We start from the raw sequence: 16,759 nt of genomic DNA, 5'->3' as shown, positions 1-16,759 counted from the left end.
TGATGGGCAGTTGAAACCCCGCCTCGCTGAAGAGCTGCAGATGTTCGCGGTGATGCAGGCGCAACGTTGCAGGGCATCGCGCAGGTCTTTGCCCTGGAGGCATTCGACAGCATGCCGAACGCTCGTGCCGTTGTCTGCCCGCGCACGTCAGCGCTTCCCTGGCGGAATGGACGCCGTGATCGGAGTGAAGCTGACGGGCAGTCGTTGAAACACGGCGCGGGTCCATCAAAAAAGGCCGATGTTCCGGCCAATTTCAGGCAGGTATCTAATCAACCGGGTGGATTCGGTCATACGGGAGCCGTAGCGGCAATGCAAGGATTTCAAGGCAGGTGGAATCGCCAGCAGAGTCGGGAGCAGGGGGAGCATCTTCGCCGGCCGCCCGCGCCGCTGCGGAGCACTGGCGTCCCGTGAGCACGACGAGAGGGAGGCCTGCGGGCTGTGTTTCGGCGCGCGACGCCGTTCCGGTTGATTCCCCCCTCGGCCCGGCGTAAAGAAACCTGGAATTGCGGCGGCGTTTTAGCATGCGGGCAAGGACATCGCGTATGATTTCTGCAAGGCCATTGGCCGGTTCGGCCTGTGCCGATCTGTTGCTCTCCCGCCGAGTCTTGTCGAATGTCCGGTGAATTGCTGATTGGCGAGGCCGTTGCGAGAGGCTATCCGCCCGCTGTGCTGTATCTGCGCAACGACGCGACTGTCACCACGGAAGTCTGCGCGTTCAATTACTTCTCGGTCTTCATGAAGGATCATCCGGACGTGGACGCTCATGTCTGGTTCTTCGACGGAGCGGGCAAGCCGGCTGGATATTTCCACAGGGAACTCGGGGTTGACGGGCAGTTACAATTGCAGACGTCGGAGCTGTGCCCCCGCATTTCGGGAACGGTCGCGATGGCCCTGGTTCCGAAACACGAGACCAAGCTTCGCCCCGGACGGAAGGTGACCACCGGCTACTACGCACAATATTTCTCGCAGCACGGGGCGATCACGTTGTCGCACGAGCGCGAGCCCGTCGCGGCAGCGCCGTTTCCGACCTCTGCCTGGATGCAATCCTACCTCACGCGATTCCTGAAGGAGTCCGGTGTGGTGCTCGTGAACTCCTGCATGGCGTCCGAAGGCGTCTCGGTGGGGACGGCCCGGCTCATGGCCCTGGACGGCACCGCATTGGGCGAGCGTGTGCTGCCGGAAATTGCGCCGATGGGCGCAGCCCGCATCAGCACGCTGGACCTTTTCCCCGAGGCCGATCGGCTGATCGGCGCGGCCGAAGGATTCGCCCTGGAGTTCAAGGGCACCAACATCGCCAGCCCGTTCAGCTACTATGAATTTGCCAACGGCAAGTTCAGCTTGCATCATTTTTAGGGGCGCGTTCGTGACTCGTTTCTCATCCAGTCCTTGGAAGCCTTACGAGCCGAGGTTCATGTTCCCGACTTTCGCGGGCGTCGAGTCGCGCATGGGTTTCTCGATCCCCGCATGGTATCGTCCGGTCGACATCAAATATCTTCGCAGCCTCGTTGCCGGCAGCCTGCGCAAGAACTTTCGCGAGACGGTCAAGGATCTCCTTCCGGAGCTCGCGAGCCTGGTCGCCTCGGGCTTCAGCAAGAAGCTTAGGTTCAAGTTGCACATCCTGTCGCGCGACGGCGAATACCGGGCGACTTACGAATTTCCGAAGGATTACGCGCCGGGCGCCTCAGTCGAGATCGAGCTGTCTCGTCTCTTCGCCTCGCTGAAGCTGCCGCAGGACGATTACCTCGTCATCGCCGTGATGTCGCGCGGACGCATGGACGGCTTCCGTTCGTCGCCGGCCAGCTACTCGATGACCTATGTCGACCAGGACAACGTCGCGATCTACCGCACCGGCGCGTTCGCCCGGCCTTTGAACGAGGGCAGGCTCAAGGCACATGTGGGGTTCACGGGCATCAATCCGAAGATCATTGCGACCGACGACATCGTCAGCAGCCTGATGCTGATCAATCATTCCTCCGATCCCGAATACGCGCACGCGGCGCGGCCGAAATCGAGGCTGATCCGCGGGGACGGCGAGGAGATCGAGGGCGACTTCGGGGAGATCCCGCCGCTCGGAGCCCGCGAGATGTCGGTGGTCGACATGTTCGGCAGCCGCGTGTTCGACTTTCTCAAGCCATTCGGCGGGCGAGGGACCACGGTCACCACTTGCACCGGAATGACGCTCGCGAGCCTGCACCTGCAGCGCACCAACGACAATCGGCGGACGTTGCTCGGCATCGAGCACTCGCGGCCCGCACACATGAATCTCGCCGGCATTCTGCAGCATTGATCAAGGACATCGAGCGCTGGAGCAGGGGCCAATGCTGCCGTGGTCTGGTGGTCTTGCCCTCTTAGCAGCGCCGGGCGCGGTCTCTTTGACGGCGCGTCGCCTGGTTACCAGACGCTCCGCCCCCCATCCATGACGAGATTCTGCCCGGTCATGTAGCTCGATGCGTCCGAGCAGAGGAATTGCACGGCGGCGCGGTATTCGTCGACATCGGCCATGCGGCCCATCGGGATCAGTCGCGTCAATCGCTCGACGAAGGCCGGATCCTGGTTGTTGAAGACGCCCCCCGGCGAGATCGCGTTGACGCGCACGCCGTGATCGGCCCAGTAGGTTGCCAGGTATTTCGTCAACCCGATCAAGCCGTGCTTGATCACCGAATAGGTCACCGGCTTCACCGGCTGCTCTTCCTCGCGCGATACGTTCGGCTGTCGATAGAGTCGCTGGTCCGGCGCGATCACGCCGAGATCGGAGGCGATGTTCAGGATCACGCCGCGGCCACGCGACGCCATCGCGCCGCCGAACACTTGCGCGCACAGCATGGCACCGGTCAGGCCTACGGCGATCTCCGTCTGCCATTGCGGCACCGGAAATGCCTCGAAGCGGGACGAATGCATCACGCCCGGTGCGGAGGTCACCTTGGGGTCGATAGCTGCGTTGTTGACGAGGATGTCGACGGAGACGCCGCGACCGGAAAGTTGCTCGCTGGCAGCCCGCACCGAGTCGAGCGTGGTGACGTCGATCGCCAGGGCGATCAGGTCGGCGGACGGCGCGTGTTGCTTGAGGGTGGCAACGGCCGCTTCGGCCTGCGCAAGCCCGACGTCGGTGACGACAACGCGCGCGCCGGCCTCGGAAAGCGCGGCGACATGCTGGCGCCCGAGCAGGCCGCCCGCGCCGGTCACGAGAGCGGTGCGGCCGGTCAGGTCATAGCGTGAAGACGGGCTTGCCATACGAAGGCTCCTGTTCAACTGCGCAACTGGCCGCCATCGGCGACGACGACGCTGCCGGTGATGAATGCCGCGCGGGGCGAGGCGAGGAATGCGACGACGTCGGCGATCTCTTCGGGCTTGCCAAGTCGGCGCAGCGCCACCTCGCGCGCAAGCATCTCCTCGACTGCAACTCTGTTTTCCGCAAGCTTGCGCGCCCAGGTGCCGTCGGCGGCCAGGATATTGCCCGGTGCGACAGCATTGATGCGTATGCCTTCGAGCGCCAGCGGGCGGGCCAGGCCGCGCACGGTGGCATTCAGCGCCGCCTTTGCCGCATAATAGGTGACGGGTGCGCCAAGCGCTGCCATGCCTGCGATCGAGGAAATGCAGACGATTGCGCGGTCGCCGCTGCCGCGCGCCAGCAGCGGCCGGGCAGCTTCGATCATGTTGGTCGTGGCGAAGAGATTGAGATCCATCACGCGCGACCACTCCGCCGCAGTCTCCTGTCCCGGCGGTACGGAAGCGCCGCTACCGACATTGCAGACGAGGATGTCGAGGCGCCCCCAGCGCCGTTCGATCTCGTGAGTCAGGGCCGCGGCGCCGGCCGGATCGGTCACGTCGGCCACGTGCGCCGACGTGGTGCCGCCGATCGCAGCACGTGCGGCATCAAGCGCATCGGCGCCACGCGCGGCGAGCGCGACCTTGGCGCCTTCCGCCGCGAGCGTCGTCGCGATCGCGAGCCCAATCCCGCGGCTGGCGCCGGTGACGAGAGCGACGCGATCGTTCAGCTCGAGCTTCATCGCGCGGCGTCCTCGATCCAGCCGACCGTCATGTCGCGATATCTGGCGAGCGCGCCGGCATGGTCGCCATCGGCGGCGCGCGCCGTTTGCAGAATATACTGGCCCTTGTAGCCGGAACGCTCGATCAGGCGGATCGTCTTGGCGAGGTCGGCGTTGCCGGTGCCGAGCGGCACGGTGGTGCCGCCGCGAATGCGGTCCTTGATGTGCACGTTGAGGATACGCGGCGCGTAAGCGGCAATCTCCTCGTCGCTGTCATAGCCGAGCGAGGCGCTGTTGCCGCTGTCGTAGTTGATGCCGAAGACGTCGGCCGGGAACGCCTCCATGAACCTGGCCAGCTCGCCCGGCGGCAGATCGGATTCGAAGACGATTTTGACGTTCTGCCTCGTCAGCGACTCCTGGCGGGCCAGCAGCACGCGCTTCAACGTATCGCTCTCGCTATGGCGCTCGATCTTGCCGTTGTCGACCAGCGGAATCACGACGAACTCGATGCCGATGCGGCTGCAGGCGGCGATCAGGAGGTCGAGGTCGGCGACGAGCGCGTCGCGCACGACGGCATCGACCTTCCAGAACGGTGCCTGCATGAAGCAGTCGCCGGTCAGGCTCGGGATGCGCACGCCGTTCTCGCGCGACAGCGCAACGATCTCCTGCTGCCCCGGCTCGGTCATCAGCGGGTTCTCGCGCAGCCGTTCCTGATCGATGGTCCATTCCATCCGCGTCAGGCCGAGCTCCTTGGCGCGCGGGAATTCCTCGCGCCATTCGTTCCACGGGAAGGCCTGGATCTTGCCGTCGACCAGGGCCGAGAGCCGTCCCTGCATGAAGCCGATGCGTTGCAGCGTTGGGGTCACGATTTTCTATCCGAGCTGATGGCGAGGCCTTTGGCGGTCCAGCCTCCGTCGACGAAGATTTCTTGCCCGGTCAGATAGGCAGAGGCATCCGATGTCAGGAAAACGGCGGCCCCCACCAGGTCGGCAGGCTGTCCCCAGCGGCCGAGCATGGTGTGGCGCCGCCTGTCTTCGTGCATGACGGGGTCGGCAAAACTTTTCGCGGTCATCTCGGTCGCGACGTAACCCGGCGCGAGTGCGTTGACGCGGATGCCGTCGGGCGCGTAGTCGGCGGCGAGGGCGCGCGTCAGCCCGGCCAGGCCCGCCTTCGCCGCGACGTAGCCGGGATTGCCGGGAAAGCCGCGGACCGAGTTGATGCTGGTGACGTTGACGATCGCAGCCGAGCCCGGCCGCTTCAGCAGCGGATAGGCGGCAAGGATGGTGGCATAAACGCCGGTAAGGTCGGTCGCGACGGTGGCGCGGAAGCGCGAAAGCTCGCTATCCCCGCTCTTGGAGGGAAGGCTGATGCCGGCGGCGTTGACCAGTACGTCGATACGCCCGCCTTGCGCCTCGATCATGCGGAACGCGTCGTCGATCGCCGTGTCGTCGGAGAGATCGCAGGCCATGGCGGTCACGTCCTGCGGCGCGATCCCGGAACGGCTGAGGCCGAACACGGTGGCGCCCGCATCTCGCAGGCCGGCCGCAATGGCAGCGCCAATGCCCCGCGAGGCGCCCGTGACGACCGCGATCTTGCCGGCGAGAGAAAAGGCGCTGAGATCAGGCATAGCCGTAACTTCGCATGATGGCGGCGCACAGCTTGACGTCCTCGGGACGGTCGATCTGGAACATCTTGTGACGCTCCATCACGTGGAAGCCGATCTTGCCGCCGAGGCGGTTGTTCTGCTCGCGCAGCAGGGACGGGATCATGACGTAGAACGAGCCGTTCTCCAGGTAGCGCTTCTCGATCTGCTGCCGCATGCGGCGGTTGCGGTAATCGTAGTTGATCGGCTCCGGTCCGCTCGCGCCGATCCGCCAGTTGAAATAATCCTCGACCTCGCAAACCGAGAGCAGGCTGTCGAGATGATCGCGATCGAAGGTCGCAAGCGCGTTCTCGATGTCGCTCGGTTCACGGATTGGCGAGGTGGCCTGGAGCGCGACGATCCGCTCGAACCGGCCCATCCGCGCGTCGGCGGCCTCGAGCGCATGCAGCCAAGCGGATTCGGAGGAGGCGAGGTCGCCTGAAATGTCGTCCGGGCGTCGCACGCCGACGGCTCCGGCGGCCTCGGCCGCGGCGAGGATGTTGTCGCTGTCCGAAGACACCGCCACCACGTCGACACCGCGCGCCGCGCGTGCCTGCTCGACCGTCCACGCGATCAGCGGCTTGCCGCAGAGATCGAGCAGGTTCTTGTGCGGGATGCCCTTCGAGCCGCCGCGCGCGGCGATCACGGCCAGCGTCTTGCGCGCCATCAGATGTGTCCCTCGAGACGCTCGAGCGCGGTCCAGAAGCCTTCGCCCATGTTCTTGTGGCCTTGCCAGATCTCGGGAATGAAGGACGCGGTCGGCGCATGCTTGCGCAGCACCTGTCCGATCTCGTCGAAATCGATCTCGCCTTCCCCGATCTGGAGACCTTCGCCGTCGAGCCCCTTGGCGTCGCCGAAATGCAGATGCGCGGTGTGCGGTCCGAGCTGGGCGAGGCCTTGCGCGAAATCGAAGCCGAAATGATTGGCGGCGAGCTTGGTGTGCGAGATGTCGACGCACATGCGCAAATCATGCCTGGCGCAGAACGCGGCCGATTCCTCCGGGAAGATGAAGATGTTCTGGTGACGCTGGCCGCCGAAATGCCAGGGGAACGGAGCCATGGTCTGCGGCGTCAGCTCGACACCGTCCATGTCGAGCTCGGTCAGGCTCTGCGCGAAGATGCGGTAGCGCTCGGCCTTCTCCTCCGGCGGCAATGGCTCGTCCATGGTGAAGCCGCCGATATTGGCGACGATGGGCGGGCGCTTGGTCTTGGGAAAGTACTTCTTCAGGCCGCGGGTAATGTCGATCACCGCCTGGGTCTGCTCCAGCGAATAGCGTCGCAGCGCTTCGTCCGGCGTTGCGAGGTCCATCAGCTTGGAGCCGGCAAACAGCTCGGGCGCGTGGACGACGAAGCCGAGGTCGTAGGTGCCGGACAGATAGGCCGCGGGATCGCGTTCCATGTCGCTGTAGCTGAGATGGAATTCGATGATGTCGGGCTCGCAGATCTCCAGGAAGCGCTGGGTGTCGTGATAGCGAACGGGCACGCCCCAAGGGCGGTCGAAGCGGTAGCGACGCGCCTTTGCCGCGCCTTCGTCGAGGTCGCTCTGGAAGAAATAATCGTCAGCCGCCATGGTCCGCGTCAGCTTGCGGCCGAGCAGCGCCGGCATCTTCAGCGGCGACAAGCCCTGTCCCGGGCTCTTCACCGCGATGTCAGATTCGGAGATCACGGTGCCGGCCGAAAGGTCTCGTGCGGCCACCAGGCTCTTGGCGAGGTTTTCGCGGTTGATCAATTCGCCCTGGCTCAGCGCGCGCTCGGCCAATTTCTCGCCGCGCGCGGCTTCCACCTCGCGGATGCCCGATACCAGCGACTTGAATTCCTCCGGCTCCAGGCTTGCGGCGTGGTCCGGCCCTTCCATCTCGCGGTCGAGGGTGATGTGACGTTCGATGACGACGGCACCGAGTGCCACCGCGGCGATCGACACCGCAATGCCGCGCTCGTGACCGGAATAGCCGACCACCGGGTGGATCTCGCCCAACGTTTCCATGAAGCGCAGATGGATGTTGTGCAGCGCCGCCGGATAGGTGCTCTGGCAATGCAGCAGCACGTAGCTCGCATTGCGCTCGTCAAGGAACTCCGCCGCGGCCTTGATCTCGTCCGTCGTGCTCATGCCGGTCGAGACGATCAGCGCCTTGCCGGTGGCGGCGAGGCGCGCCAGCAGCGGTAGATTGGTGAGGTCGGCCGAGGCAACCTTGTAGGCCTGCACGCCGAAGCTTTCGAGCACGGCGACGCTGCTCGCGTCCCAGGGCGTGCAGAGATACTGGATACCCTTGGCGGCGCAGTACTCGGCGATCTTCTTCTGCTGCGCGGTCGGAAGTTCGAAGCGCCGCAGCAGATCGAGCGTATACTCGACGGCGAGGTCGTCGTCCTTGCCGGACAGGCTCGACGCGCGATAGACCTCGTCGAGCTTGCGCATCTGGAACTTGGCGCAATCGGCCCCTGCGGCAATTGCGGCATCGACCAGCGCGATGGCGCGGTCGAAGTCGCCATTGTGGTTGTTGCCGATCTCGGCGATGACGTAGCAGGGTTCGCCGTCGCCCAGAAGACGGTTGCCGATGCGGACCGGAGCAGGCTGTTTGGGCGATGTCATCAACATTCTCGTCTCATAGTCAGGTGAATCGCGCGGGAAAACGCGATTTCCAGGTCCGCAGCCCGTTCTCTTCGAACATGATGCGCGAGCAGCTATGTCCCTGTTGTTCAAGCGCGGCGATCAGCTGGTAGCGCTCGAACGGGCGTACGAAGAACAGGAAATAGCCGCCGCCGCCGGCGCCCAGCAGCTTGCCGCCGACGGCGCCATGTTGCTTGGCGAAATCGTAGATCGCATCGATCGCGTCCGACGAGATCTTCGAGCTCAGCTTCCGCTTGGCGTGCCAGGCCTCGTCGATCAGCCGGCCGCATTCCAGGAGCTGGCCGCGCAAGAGGTGTCGCCGGATGTCGCGCGTCACCTCCTTCTGCTTGGCGGCCGCGGCGACGGCGTCGCTTGTCTCGTGCTGTGCCTTCTGGTCGCGGTGGATGTCGCCGGAATCGCGGCCCGAGCCGGTGTAGCAGAGCACCAGGCTCTCCTCGAGCTCGGCGATGATGTTGGGATCGAGCCGCAGCGGCACGATGGTGTTCTGGTCGGAGAAGAACTCCATGTGATTGAAGCCGCCGAACACGGTGGCGTACTGATCCTGCCAGCCGCCGGGAATGTTGAGCATCAGCCGTTCGGCCTGGAATGCCATCTCCGCGATCTCGTGGCGGTCCCACTGGTCGCTGCGGAATTCGTTGAAGCAACCGATGATGGCGGAGGTGACCACCGCCGAGCCGCCGAGACCGGAGCCGACAGGGAAATCGGCGGAGACTTCGAGCTCGAACCCGTAAGCCGGCTTGATCAGGCGCACGACGGACTTGATCAGCGCGAGATCTCCGTCCGTTCCAAGTTCTGCGAGATTGTCGGCCTCGATCGTGCGACGGAAATCGTGCGAATAGATCCGGATGCTGGAATCGTTCCGCCGTCGCAGCGTCGCATGAGCGTACATCTTGATCGTGGCGTTGATGACGGCGCCGCCGTCATTGGCCACGAAATAGTGCGTTAGGTCGGTGCCTCCGCCGGAGAAGCTGATCCGCACCGGCGAGCGGGCGCGCGCGAACACTTCGCTCTCTTCGGACAGGTTGAACAGCTCGCGGCTGAACACGTCGACCAGCCGTCCTTCGCCATCGAGGATCGGCACCACGTGCACGCGCTGGTCGAGCAATTTGAGGATCTGCTCGCGCGGACCGCCGGTCCGGGCCCAGACGAAGTTGCGGTTGATGCAGGTCGCGACCCTGTCCTGGATCGTGGTGCCGGTCAGCATGCGCCTGCGGATGTCGCCGTCCGTCACCGCGCCGACGATTCGTCCGCTTGCGTCCTGCGCGAACAGGATGCCGAGCATATTGGCATTCAGGCGCCGGAAGGCTTCCTCAATGGTTTCGGTCTCGGCAATGGTGACGAGGGTTCGTTCAAGCACGTTTTGGGGTCCAGAAAGGGCCGATTCCGGCCATATCGCAAGGGTTCGTAATACGGGAGCGGCAGCGACGATGCAAGGTTCCTGGGCCCGCCGGTATCCCGCCAAAATGGCGGGTGCCAAGCACTTTGGTCGGGTTGTAACCGATTTACATTGGCCGGGTGTTTGGCGCGCGCTTCCATAACGAGACCGCACGAAATGGTCGCGATTGGAATCAGGCCGGGGACAGAGTACGGGCATCACGACGGCGCGCGGTGCTGCCGCGCGACCGCGAGTCGATCTCATCTGCGGAGGAATGCGCTCCACGCATCCGGGACGCGACGTCACTTGAAGTCAGCGTTCGTCCGCGATCACCTTGCCGTCGTTCGGCAGTGCGCCGGGGCTGACCAGTTCGACGGCGCCACTGAGCTTCGTCACAGCGCGCAAAGTTCCGGCGATCTCCTCGCGTAGCGCCTCGCTCGCGGTCGCCGTTTCCGCTCTCAATGTCATCGCGTCGGTCTCGTCCTGTCTTGTCACCACGAGGCGCAGTCTTCCGAGCGAGGAATGACGCTTGCCGATCTCGGCGATCTGCTCGGGACGCACGAACATGCCCTTGACCTTCGTGGTCTGATCGGCGCGGCCCATCCAGCCCTTGATGCGCATATTGGTGCGCCCGCATTTGCTCGGACCTGGGAGAGCGGCGGCGGTGAGGTCGCCGAGCGCAAGGCGGATCCAGGGATGATGCGGGTCGAGCGACGTCACCACGATCTCGCCGACGTCGCCGGGCGCCACGGGATCGCCGGTGCCGGGCTTGACGATCTCCAGGATCAGGTCCTCGTTCACGATCATGCCCTCGCGCGCCCCGGTCTCGAATGCAATGAGGCCAAGATCGGCAGTGCCAAAGGCCTGGTAGGCGTCGATGCCGCGCGCCTTGATCTCGGCCTGGAGCGAGGGCGGGAACGCGGCCCCGGAAACCAGTGCACGCTTGATCGAGGAGACGTCGCGGCCCGAACTCGCCGCCGCATCGAGCAATATCTTGAGGAAGTCCGGCGTGCCGCTGTAGCCGACCGGGCGGTAGGCCTCGATCAGCTCGAATTGCTGCTCGGTATTGCCGGGCCCTGCGGGAATCACGGCGCAGCCGAGCGCACGCGCCGACGCATCGAAGATGAAACCGCCGGGGGTGAGATGGTAGCTGAAGGTGTTGAGGACGATGTCATCGGGCCGGAACCCGGCCGCGAACAGGGCCCTTGCGCCGCGCCAGGGATCGGCCTGCCGTCCCTCCGGCTCGAAGATCGGCCCAGGGGAGGTGAAGAGGCGGGCGAATGAGCCGGGGGGCGCCGCGACGAAGCCTCCGAAGGGCGCAGAAGCCTTGTGCAAAGCGGGCAGTTCCGACTTGCGCAGCACCGGCAGGGCCGCCAGCGCAGTCCTGGAGGCCACGGCGGCGGGATCAAGGCCCCGGAGCCGCTCGGCGTAGGCCGGTGCGGCCATCGCGGCGCGCAAGACCTCTGGCAGGCGGGAGAACAGATCGGCCTCGCGGGCTGCCGGCTCGCGCGTCTCGCGGGCATCGTAATGGGCGGTCATGGCTGTTCTTTCCGTGTTGGCATCCGTTGCGCGCCGCCACCGGCATGGGTATCAGACCGCCATTGTTGAGGCCTGGAGAGGACCCGATGGCGGACATGGGAAGCGTTGCGGCGGCGAATGAGGCTGCGGATGTCGTGGCGCGCCTGAAGCTCCGCATGGTCGACGAGGCGCTGCCCCTGTGGTCGACCGTCGGCTGGGATCAGGCTACCGGCGGTTTCATCGACCGTCTGCACCGCGACGGCACTGCGGATGCGGCTGCGCCGCGGCGGGTGTTCGTTCAGGCCCGGCAAATCTATTGCTACGCCAAGGCGGCGCAGATGGGTTGGTATCCTGAGGGGCGCGCAGTCGCGCTGAAGGGACTGGAACATCTGCTGGCCAAAGCCAAGGCGCCCGACGGCCGGCCCGGCTTTGTGCACCGGCTGACGCCGGAGGGGACGGTGCTGGACGGCCGCCGTGATGCCTACGACCACGCCTTCATCCTGTTTGCCCTCGCGACCGTCTACGCGCTCGACCAGGACGCGCAGGTTCGCGCCGAGATCGATGCGCTGCTCGCTTTCCTGGACGGCCATCTCCGTTCGCCGCATGGGGGCGTGCACGAAGGCCTTCCGGTCTCGCTGCCGCGCAGGCAGAACCCGCACATGCATCTGTTTGAGGCGATGATCGCCTGTTTCGACGCGACCCACGATCTGTCGTTCCAGAACCGCGCTGGCGAATTCTTCGCGCTGTTCCTGGCCAATCTCTACGACAAGCAAAAGCGCATCCTGACGGAGTATTTCGAGGAGGACTGGTCGAAGATCCAGCCGGTCAGCGTCGAGCCGGGCCATCAGGCGGAATGGGTCTGGCTGCTGAAGGGGTTCGAGCGCATCACGGGCTGCCCGACCGGGCAGCGGCGCGCCGAACTCCTGGCGACCGCGATGCGCTATCGCGACGAGACCACGGGCTGCCTGATCGACGAAGGCGACGACGTCGGCAACATCCGCCGCAGCACGCGCCGGCTGTGGCCGCAGACCGAGATTGCGAAGGCGTGGATCGCGCAAGCCGAGTCGGGCGAGGCAGCGGCGGCGGACGAGGCGCGCGCGGCGCTGGTGCGGCTCGAACGGCACTATCTCAGCCATCCCGTGAAGGGCGGCTGGTACGACCAGTTCGATCGCGACGGCAAATCGCTGATCGACACCATTCCTGCGTCGTCGTTCTATCATGTTCTCTGCGCGGTCACGGAAGCGGAGCAGGTGCTGGGCTAGGCTTCTTGTGGATCACAGCCAGCGCTTGCGCCGCTTGAAGCTCTTGAGGTTCTTGAAGCTCTTGCGCTGGTCGCCGGCGCCGCCGAGATAGAATTCCTTGACGTCCTCGTTGTCGCGCAATTCGTCGGCACTGCCGTCGAGCACGACCTTGCCCTGCTCCATGATGTAGCCGTGGCTCGCCACCGACAGCGCGGCGCGTGCGTTCTGCTCCACCAGGAGGATGGTGACGCCGAGGTCGCGGTTGATCTTCTGGATGATCGAGAACACCTCCTTCACCAGCAGCGGCGACAGGCCCATCGAGGGCTCGTCCATCAGGATCATCTTCGGGCGCGCCATCAGCGCACGGCCGATCGCGAGCATCTGCTGCTCGCCGCCGGAGAGATAGCCGGCAAGGCCGGTGCGCTCCTTCAGGCGCGGGAAATAATTGAAGACCATGTCGAGGTCGGAATCGACCTCGCGGTCCCTGCGGGTGAAGGCGCCGAGCTTGAGGTTCTCCAGCGACGTCATGTCGGCGACGATGCGCCGGCCCTCCATCACCTGGAAGATGCCGCGGCGGACGATCTTGTCGGGATCGATGCCGTTGATGCGCTCGCCCTCGAACAGGATCTCGCCGCGGGTGACTTCGCCGTCCTCGGTCTTGAGTAGCCCCGAGATCGCCTTCAGCGTTGTCGACTTGCCGGCGCCGTTGGCGCCCAGCAGCGCCACGATCGCGCCCTTGGGCACGTCGAGGCTGAGGCCGCGCAGCACCAGGATGACGTCGTCATAGACGACCTCGATGTTGCGCACGGCGAGGAGTGGAGGCGCGGCCACGATGCTGGGGGAGGGGTGGATTGCTTCGCTGATCTCGGTCATTGGGTCTGCCGCCAATCCGTGACTGTCGTCATGTCCGGGCTTGTCCCGGCCATCCATTCTTCGTGCCGCGTGTTCAGACGTGGATGGCCGGGACAAGCCCGGCCATGACGTCGGAGATTTCAATCACCAGCCCAGCAATTCCGGCTTGCGCGGCAGCTCGACGGTCTTGACCTTCTCGAGCTTGATCGTGCCCTTGGCCATGAGATCGTTGAGGTCGCCGTCGGTCGTGCCCGAGATCTTGGTGCGATAGAGATCGACCTTCAGCGTGCCGCGATGGTCCTTGTCGGTCCAGGTCGAGGGATTGCAGACGCCTTCCATTCCGGCCGGCACCCAATCCTTCTTCTGGTAGAAGCCCTTGGCGACGTTCTCGCCGGTGGCGCCGCCGTTCTTGGCGGCCCAATCGATCGCTTCCTTCATGTACATCGCGGAGCAGACGGCCGCGACGTAGTGCACCGGGCGATAGACCTTGCCGGTCGGGTCGGACATCTTGGAGATTTCCATCACCGTCTTCATGCCGGGCGCATCGCCGCCCCAGCTCACCGCGGTGCGCAAGGGGAAGATCACGCCGTTGGCGGCATCGCCCGCGGTCTTCGCAGCGTTCTCGTCCATGCCCCAGACGTTTCCGAGGAACTGGATTTCGACGCCGGCAGTCTTGCAGGCCTTCATCACCGAGATGTTCGAGGCGGCGGTATTGCCGAGATAGGCGTAGTTGGCGCCGGAGGATTTCAGGCTCAGGCACTGCGCGCTGTAGTCGCCCGGTGCGAGGGCGAACACCAGCGGCGGCAGCACCTCGAAGCCGAGCTCCTGCGCCATCGCTTCACCGGCGGCCTTCGGCGCGTTCGGGTAAGGATGGTTGGCACCCATGTGCACGAATTTCGGCTTGCCGGACTTGCCCTTGGCCTTCCAATCCTCGGCGGCCCACATCAGCATCGCGCGCAGCGCGTCCGAGTAGCTCGGGCCATAGAAGAAGTTGTAGGGCGCGGGCTTGGCCTTGCCGCTGATGCCTCCGGGATCGGTGAGTGCGGCGGCATAGGAGCCGGACATGTCGGGGATCTTGTCCTGGGCCAGGAAGCCGGTCAGCGCTTCGGTGTCGGCGGTGCCCCAGCCCATGATCGCGGCGACCTTGGTGTCCGGCGCCGACCACTTCTTGTAGAGCGCGATGGCGCGCGGCACCTGGTAGCCATAGTCGTTGGTGTCGAGGTTGAGCTGCTTTCCGCCGACGCCGCCGTTCTTGTTGACCCAGCCGAACGTGTCGGCGACGGCCTGGCCAAAGGGCGTGCCGACGTCGGAGGTGCCGCCGGAATAGTCGGCGAGGTGTCCGATCGCGATCTGCGCCTGCGCGCCGGTCGAAAATGCGGCGATCGCGATCGCGAGCGATGCGGTGCTCAAAAGTGACTTCATCGTCATGGGTCGGTTCCTCCTGTTTATTGTTTAAGTGAAGTGGTCCGCGCTCAATGCGAGAACGGGTAGAGTTTCCAGTACGCCTTGATCTGCCGCCAGCGATGCGCAAGCCCATCGGGCTCGAACATCAGGAACGCGATGATGATCACCCCGATCGCGATCTCGCGCAGGAAGGTGATGTTGGTGTTGAGTGACAGCGCCTGGTCGATCGCGCCGCCCTTCAGATGATGGCTCAGCCATTCCATCGATTCCGGCAGCAGCACCACGAAGGCGGTGCCCATCAGCGTGCCCATGACCGAGCCGGTGCCGCCGATGATGATCATGGCGAGGAACAGGATCGAGCGCTCGATGCCGAAACCTTCCTGCGACACCACGAGCTGGTAGTGCGCATAGAGCGCGCCGGCGATGCCGGCGAAGAAGGCGGCGAGCCCGAACGACAGCGTGCGGTATTTCGTCAGGTTGATGCCCATGATCTCGGCGGAGAGATAATGGTCGCGGATCGCCACCAGCGCGCGGCCGTCCCGCGTGCGCATCAGATTGGTGACGAGGATGTAGCTCACGAGCACATAGGCCAGCACGACGTAGAAGTACTGTCGGTCGCCGCGCAGCGTATAGCCGAAGATCGAGAAAGGCGCGGCGCTCGCCGGCACCGAGCCGCCGGAGAACCATTCGGCGCGCGAGAAGAAGTCGAGCAGGATGTACTGCGCAGCCAGCGTCGCGATGACGAGGTAAAGACCTTTCAGCCGCGCCGCCGGAAGGCCGAATATCAGGCCGACCAGCGCAGTGACGATTCCCGCAAGCGGGATGGCGAAGAATACCGGGATCGGCGCGTTGTTGGAGATGTAGGCCGAGGTGAAAGCGCCGAGCAGGAAGAAGGCGGCGTGCCCGATCGAGATCTGGCCGGTGAAGCCGACCAGGATGTTGAGGCCGAGCGCGGCGATCGAGAAGATGCCGATCTGGATCAGGATGCTGAGCCAGTATCCGCTGAAGAATTGCGGTGCGAGGCACAGCAGCGCGACGCCCGCGATCGCGAAGTTGCGGCTGGTGGCGGTCGGGAAGATCGTGGTGTCCGCCGCGTAGGAGGTACGGAAATCACCAGCGGGAATGAGGGCAGGGCCGGCCATGGGTCAGATCCGTTCGATGTCGTGGGTGCCGAACAATCCGTAAGGCTTGATCATCAGCACGATGATGAGGACGTAGAACGGTGCGATCTCGTAGAGATTGCCCCAGTGCAGATATTCGCTGTCGACATATTGCGCGACGTTCTCGAGCAGGCCGATGATGATGCCGCCGAGCACGGCGCCGCCGACGGAGTCGAGCCCACCGAGGATCGCCGCCGGAAAGACCTTGATGCCGTAGGCGGCAAGACCCGACGACACGCCGTTCACGACCGCGACGACCACGCCCGCGACCGCCGAGACCGTCGCCGAGATCGCCCAGGCCATCGCGAACACGCTCTTGACGGAAATGCCAAGCGATTGCGCGACCTGCTGGTTGAACGCGGTGGCGCGCATCGCCAGGCCGTATTTCGAACCACGGAAGAACCAGGCCATGCCGATCATCATGGCGACGGAGACCACCAGGCTCATGACATAGACGGTCTGGATCTGCAGCCCGAGCAGGCTGACCGACTGGCTCTCGAACACGCGCGGGAACGGCTGCGGATTGACGCCGAACATCCATTTCAGCGTCGCTTGCAGCACGGTGGAGAGGCCGATCGTCACCATGATGACGGATATGATGGGCTCGCCGATCATCGGCCGCAGGATCAGGACCTGGACCGCGATGCCGAACACGAACATGAACACCAGCGTCATCGGCATGCCGACCCAGAACGGCACCTGATACTTCGCCAGCAGCGCCCAGCACACCCAGGCTCCGACCAGCAGCAGCTCGCCTTGCGCGAAATTGACGACCTGCGTCGCCTTGTAGATCAGCACGAACGACATCGCGACCACGCCATAGAGCGTGCCGACCACGAGGCCGTTGACCAGAAGCTGGATGAGGAAGGCGGTGTTCATGTGATATGCTGTCCTTCGCCTCTCCCCGCTTGCGGGGAGAGGCCGACGCGCGGAACGCGCGGCGGGTGAGGGGGAGT

15 protein-coding genes are annotated in these 16,759 nt (G+C 64.8%); 3 read left to right on the top strand and 12 right to left on the bottom strand.

Translation table 11 applies throughout. From position 1 onward, the window contains the following. The first annotated feature begins 612 nt into the window (after positions 1-612). Positions 613-1,353 (top strand): hypothetical protein, encoded by a 741-nt coding sequence (locus WI560_RS22390; RefSeq protein WP_375304891.1) that lies wholly within the window; start codon positions 613-615, stop codon positions 1,351-1,353. A gap of 58 nt (positions 1,354-1,411) precedes the next feature. After that, the gene (locus WI560_RS22385) at positions 1,412-2,287 is read left to right on the top strand and encodes a hypothetical protein (RefSeq protein WP_375304890.1); all 876 of its coding nucleotides are present in this window, start codon (positions 1,412-1,414) and stop codon (positions 2,285-2,287) included. Positions 2,288-2,391: 104 nt separating this feature from the next. Here the strand turns inward: WI560_RS22385 and WI560_RS22380 are convergent, their stop codons facing one another. From WI560_RS22380 to WI560_RS22345, 8 genes are all read right to left on the bottom strand, one after another. Then, positions 2,392-3,231 (bottom strand): SDR family oxidoreductase, encoded by an 840-nt coding sequence (locus WI560_RS22380; RefSeq protein ID WP_375304889.1) that lies wholly within the window; start codon positions 3,229-3,231, stop codon positions 2,392-2,394. Positions 3,232-3,245: 14 nt separating this feature from the next. Beyond that, a complete protein-coding gene (locus tag WI560_RS22375) occupies positions 3,246-4,007 on the bottom strand; it encodes an SDR family NAD(P)-dependent oxidoreductase (protein ID WP_375304888.1) in 762 nt (253 codons plus the stop codon). Then, positions 4,004-4,852 (bottom strand): sugar phosphate isomerase/epimerase family protein, encoded by an 849-nt coding sequence (locus tag WI560_RS22370; protein WP_375304887.1) that lies wholly within the window; start codon positions 4,850-4,852, stop codon positions 4,004-4,006. The genes WI560_RS22375 and WI560_RS22370 overlap by 4 nt, the downstream gene beginning before the upstream one ends. Further along, positions 4,849-5,613: an SDR family oxidoreductase gene (locus tag WI560_RS22365; protein WP_375304886.1), complete on the bottom strand. Its 765-nt coding sequence runs from the start codon at positions 5,611-5,613 to the stop codon at positions 4,849-4,851. Before WI560_RS22365 ends, WI560_RS22370 begins: the two co-directional genes overlap by 4 nt. Continuing rightward, on the bottom strand, positions 5,606-6,295 hold the full coding sequence (locus tag WI560_RS22360) for an acylneuraminate cytidylyltransferase family protein (protein ID WP_257196346.1): 690 nt from the start codon (positions 6,293-6,295) through the stop codon (positions 5,606-5,608). The genes WI560_RS22365 and WI560_RS22360 overlap by 8 nt, the downstream gene beginning before the upstream one ends. Then, positions 6,295-8,214: an N-acetylneuraminate synthase family protein gene (locus tag WI560_RS22355; RefSeq protein WP_375304885.1), complete on the bottom strand. Its 1,920-nt coding sequence runs from the start codon at positions 8,212-8,214 to the stop codon at positions 6,295-6,297. The genes WI560_RS22360 and WI560_RS22355 overlap by 1 nt, the downstream gene beginning before the upstream one ends. A gap of 19 nt (positions 8,215-8,233) precedes the next feature. Further along, on the bottom strand, positions 8,234-9,610 hold the full coding sequence (locus WI560_RS22350) for a CBS domain-containing protein (protein ID WP_375304884.1): 1,377 nt from the start codon (positions 9,608-9,610) through the stop codon (positions 8,234-8,236). 330 nt (positions 9,611-9,940) lie between these two features. Beyond that, on the bottom strand, positions 9,941-11,167 hold the full coding sequence (locus WI560_RS22345; RefSeq protein ID WP_375304883.1) for a phenylacetate--CoA ligase family protein: 1,227 nt from the start codon (positions 11,165-11,167) through the stop codon (positions 9,941-9,943). Between the two features lie 86 nt (positions 11,168-11,253). Here WI560_RS22345 and WI560_RS22340 point away from each other — a divergent pair, with 86 nt between their 5' ends. Next, a complete protein-coding gene (locus WI560_RS22340; protein ID WP_375304882.1) occupies positions 11,254-12,408 on the top strand; it encodes an AGE family epimerase/isomerase in 1,155 nt (384 codons plus the stop codon). 12 nt (positions 12,409-12,420) lie between these two features. Here the strand turns inward: WI560_RS22340 and WI560_RS22335 are convergent, their stop codons facing one another. The 4 genes from WI560_RS22335 to WI560_RS22320 all read right to left on the bottom strand — a co-directional run bounded on the left by WI560_RS22335 (position 12,421) and on the right by WI560_RS22320 (position 16,682). After that, positions 12,421-13,260, bottom strand: a complete 840-nt coding sequence (locus tag WI560_RS22335) for an ABC transporter ATP-binding protein (RefSeq protein WP_375304881.1) — start codon at positions 13,258-13,260, stop codon at positions 12,421-12,423. A gap of 123 nt (positions 13,261-13,383) precedes the next feature. Further along, the gene (locus tag WI560_RS22330; protein WP_028137584.1) at positions 13,384-14,667 is read right to left on the bottom strand and encodes an ABC transporter substrate-binding protein; all 1,284 of its coding nucleotides are present in this window, start codon (positions 14,665-14,667) and stop codon (positions 13,384-13,386) included. 44 nt (positions 14,668-14,711) lie between these two features. After that, positions 14,712-15,785, bottom strand: a complete 1,074-nt coding sequence (locus WI560_RS22325) for a branched-chain amino acid ABC transporter permease (protein ID WP_375304880.1) — start codon at positions 15,783-15,785, stop codon at positions 14,712-14,714. A 3-nt stretch (positions 15,786-15,788) separates the two neighbouring features. Continuing rightward, positions 15,789-16,682: a branched-chain amino acid ABC transporter permease gene (locus WI560_RS22320; RefSeq protein ID WP_375304879.1), complete on the bottom strand. Its 894-nt coding sequence runs from the start codon at positions 16,680-16,682 to the stop codon at positions 15,789-15,791. Positions 16,683-16,759 lie beyond the last annotated feature (77 nt).

It is taken from the genome of Bradyrhizobium sp. A11 (assembly GCF_042077125.1).
GTDB lineage: Bacteria > Pseudomonadota > Alphaproteobacteria > Rhizobiales > Xanthobacteraceae > Bradyrhizobium > Bradyrhizobium japonicum_B.
The sequence above is the reverse complement of the archived record's forward strand: the minus strand, read 5'-3'. Positions and strand labels throughout refer to the sequence as shown.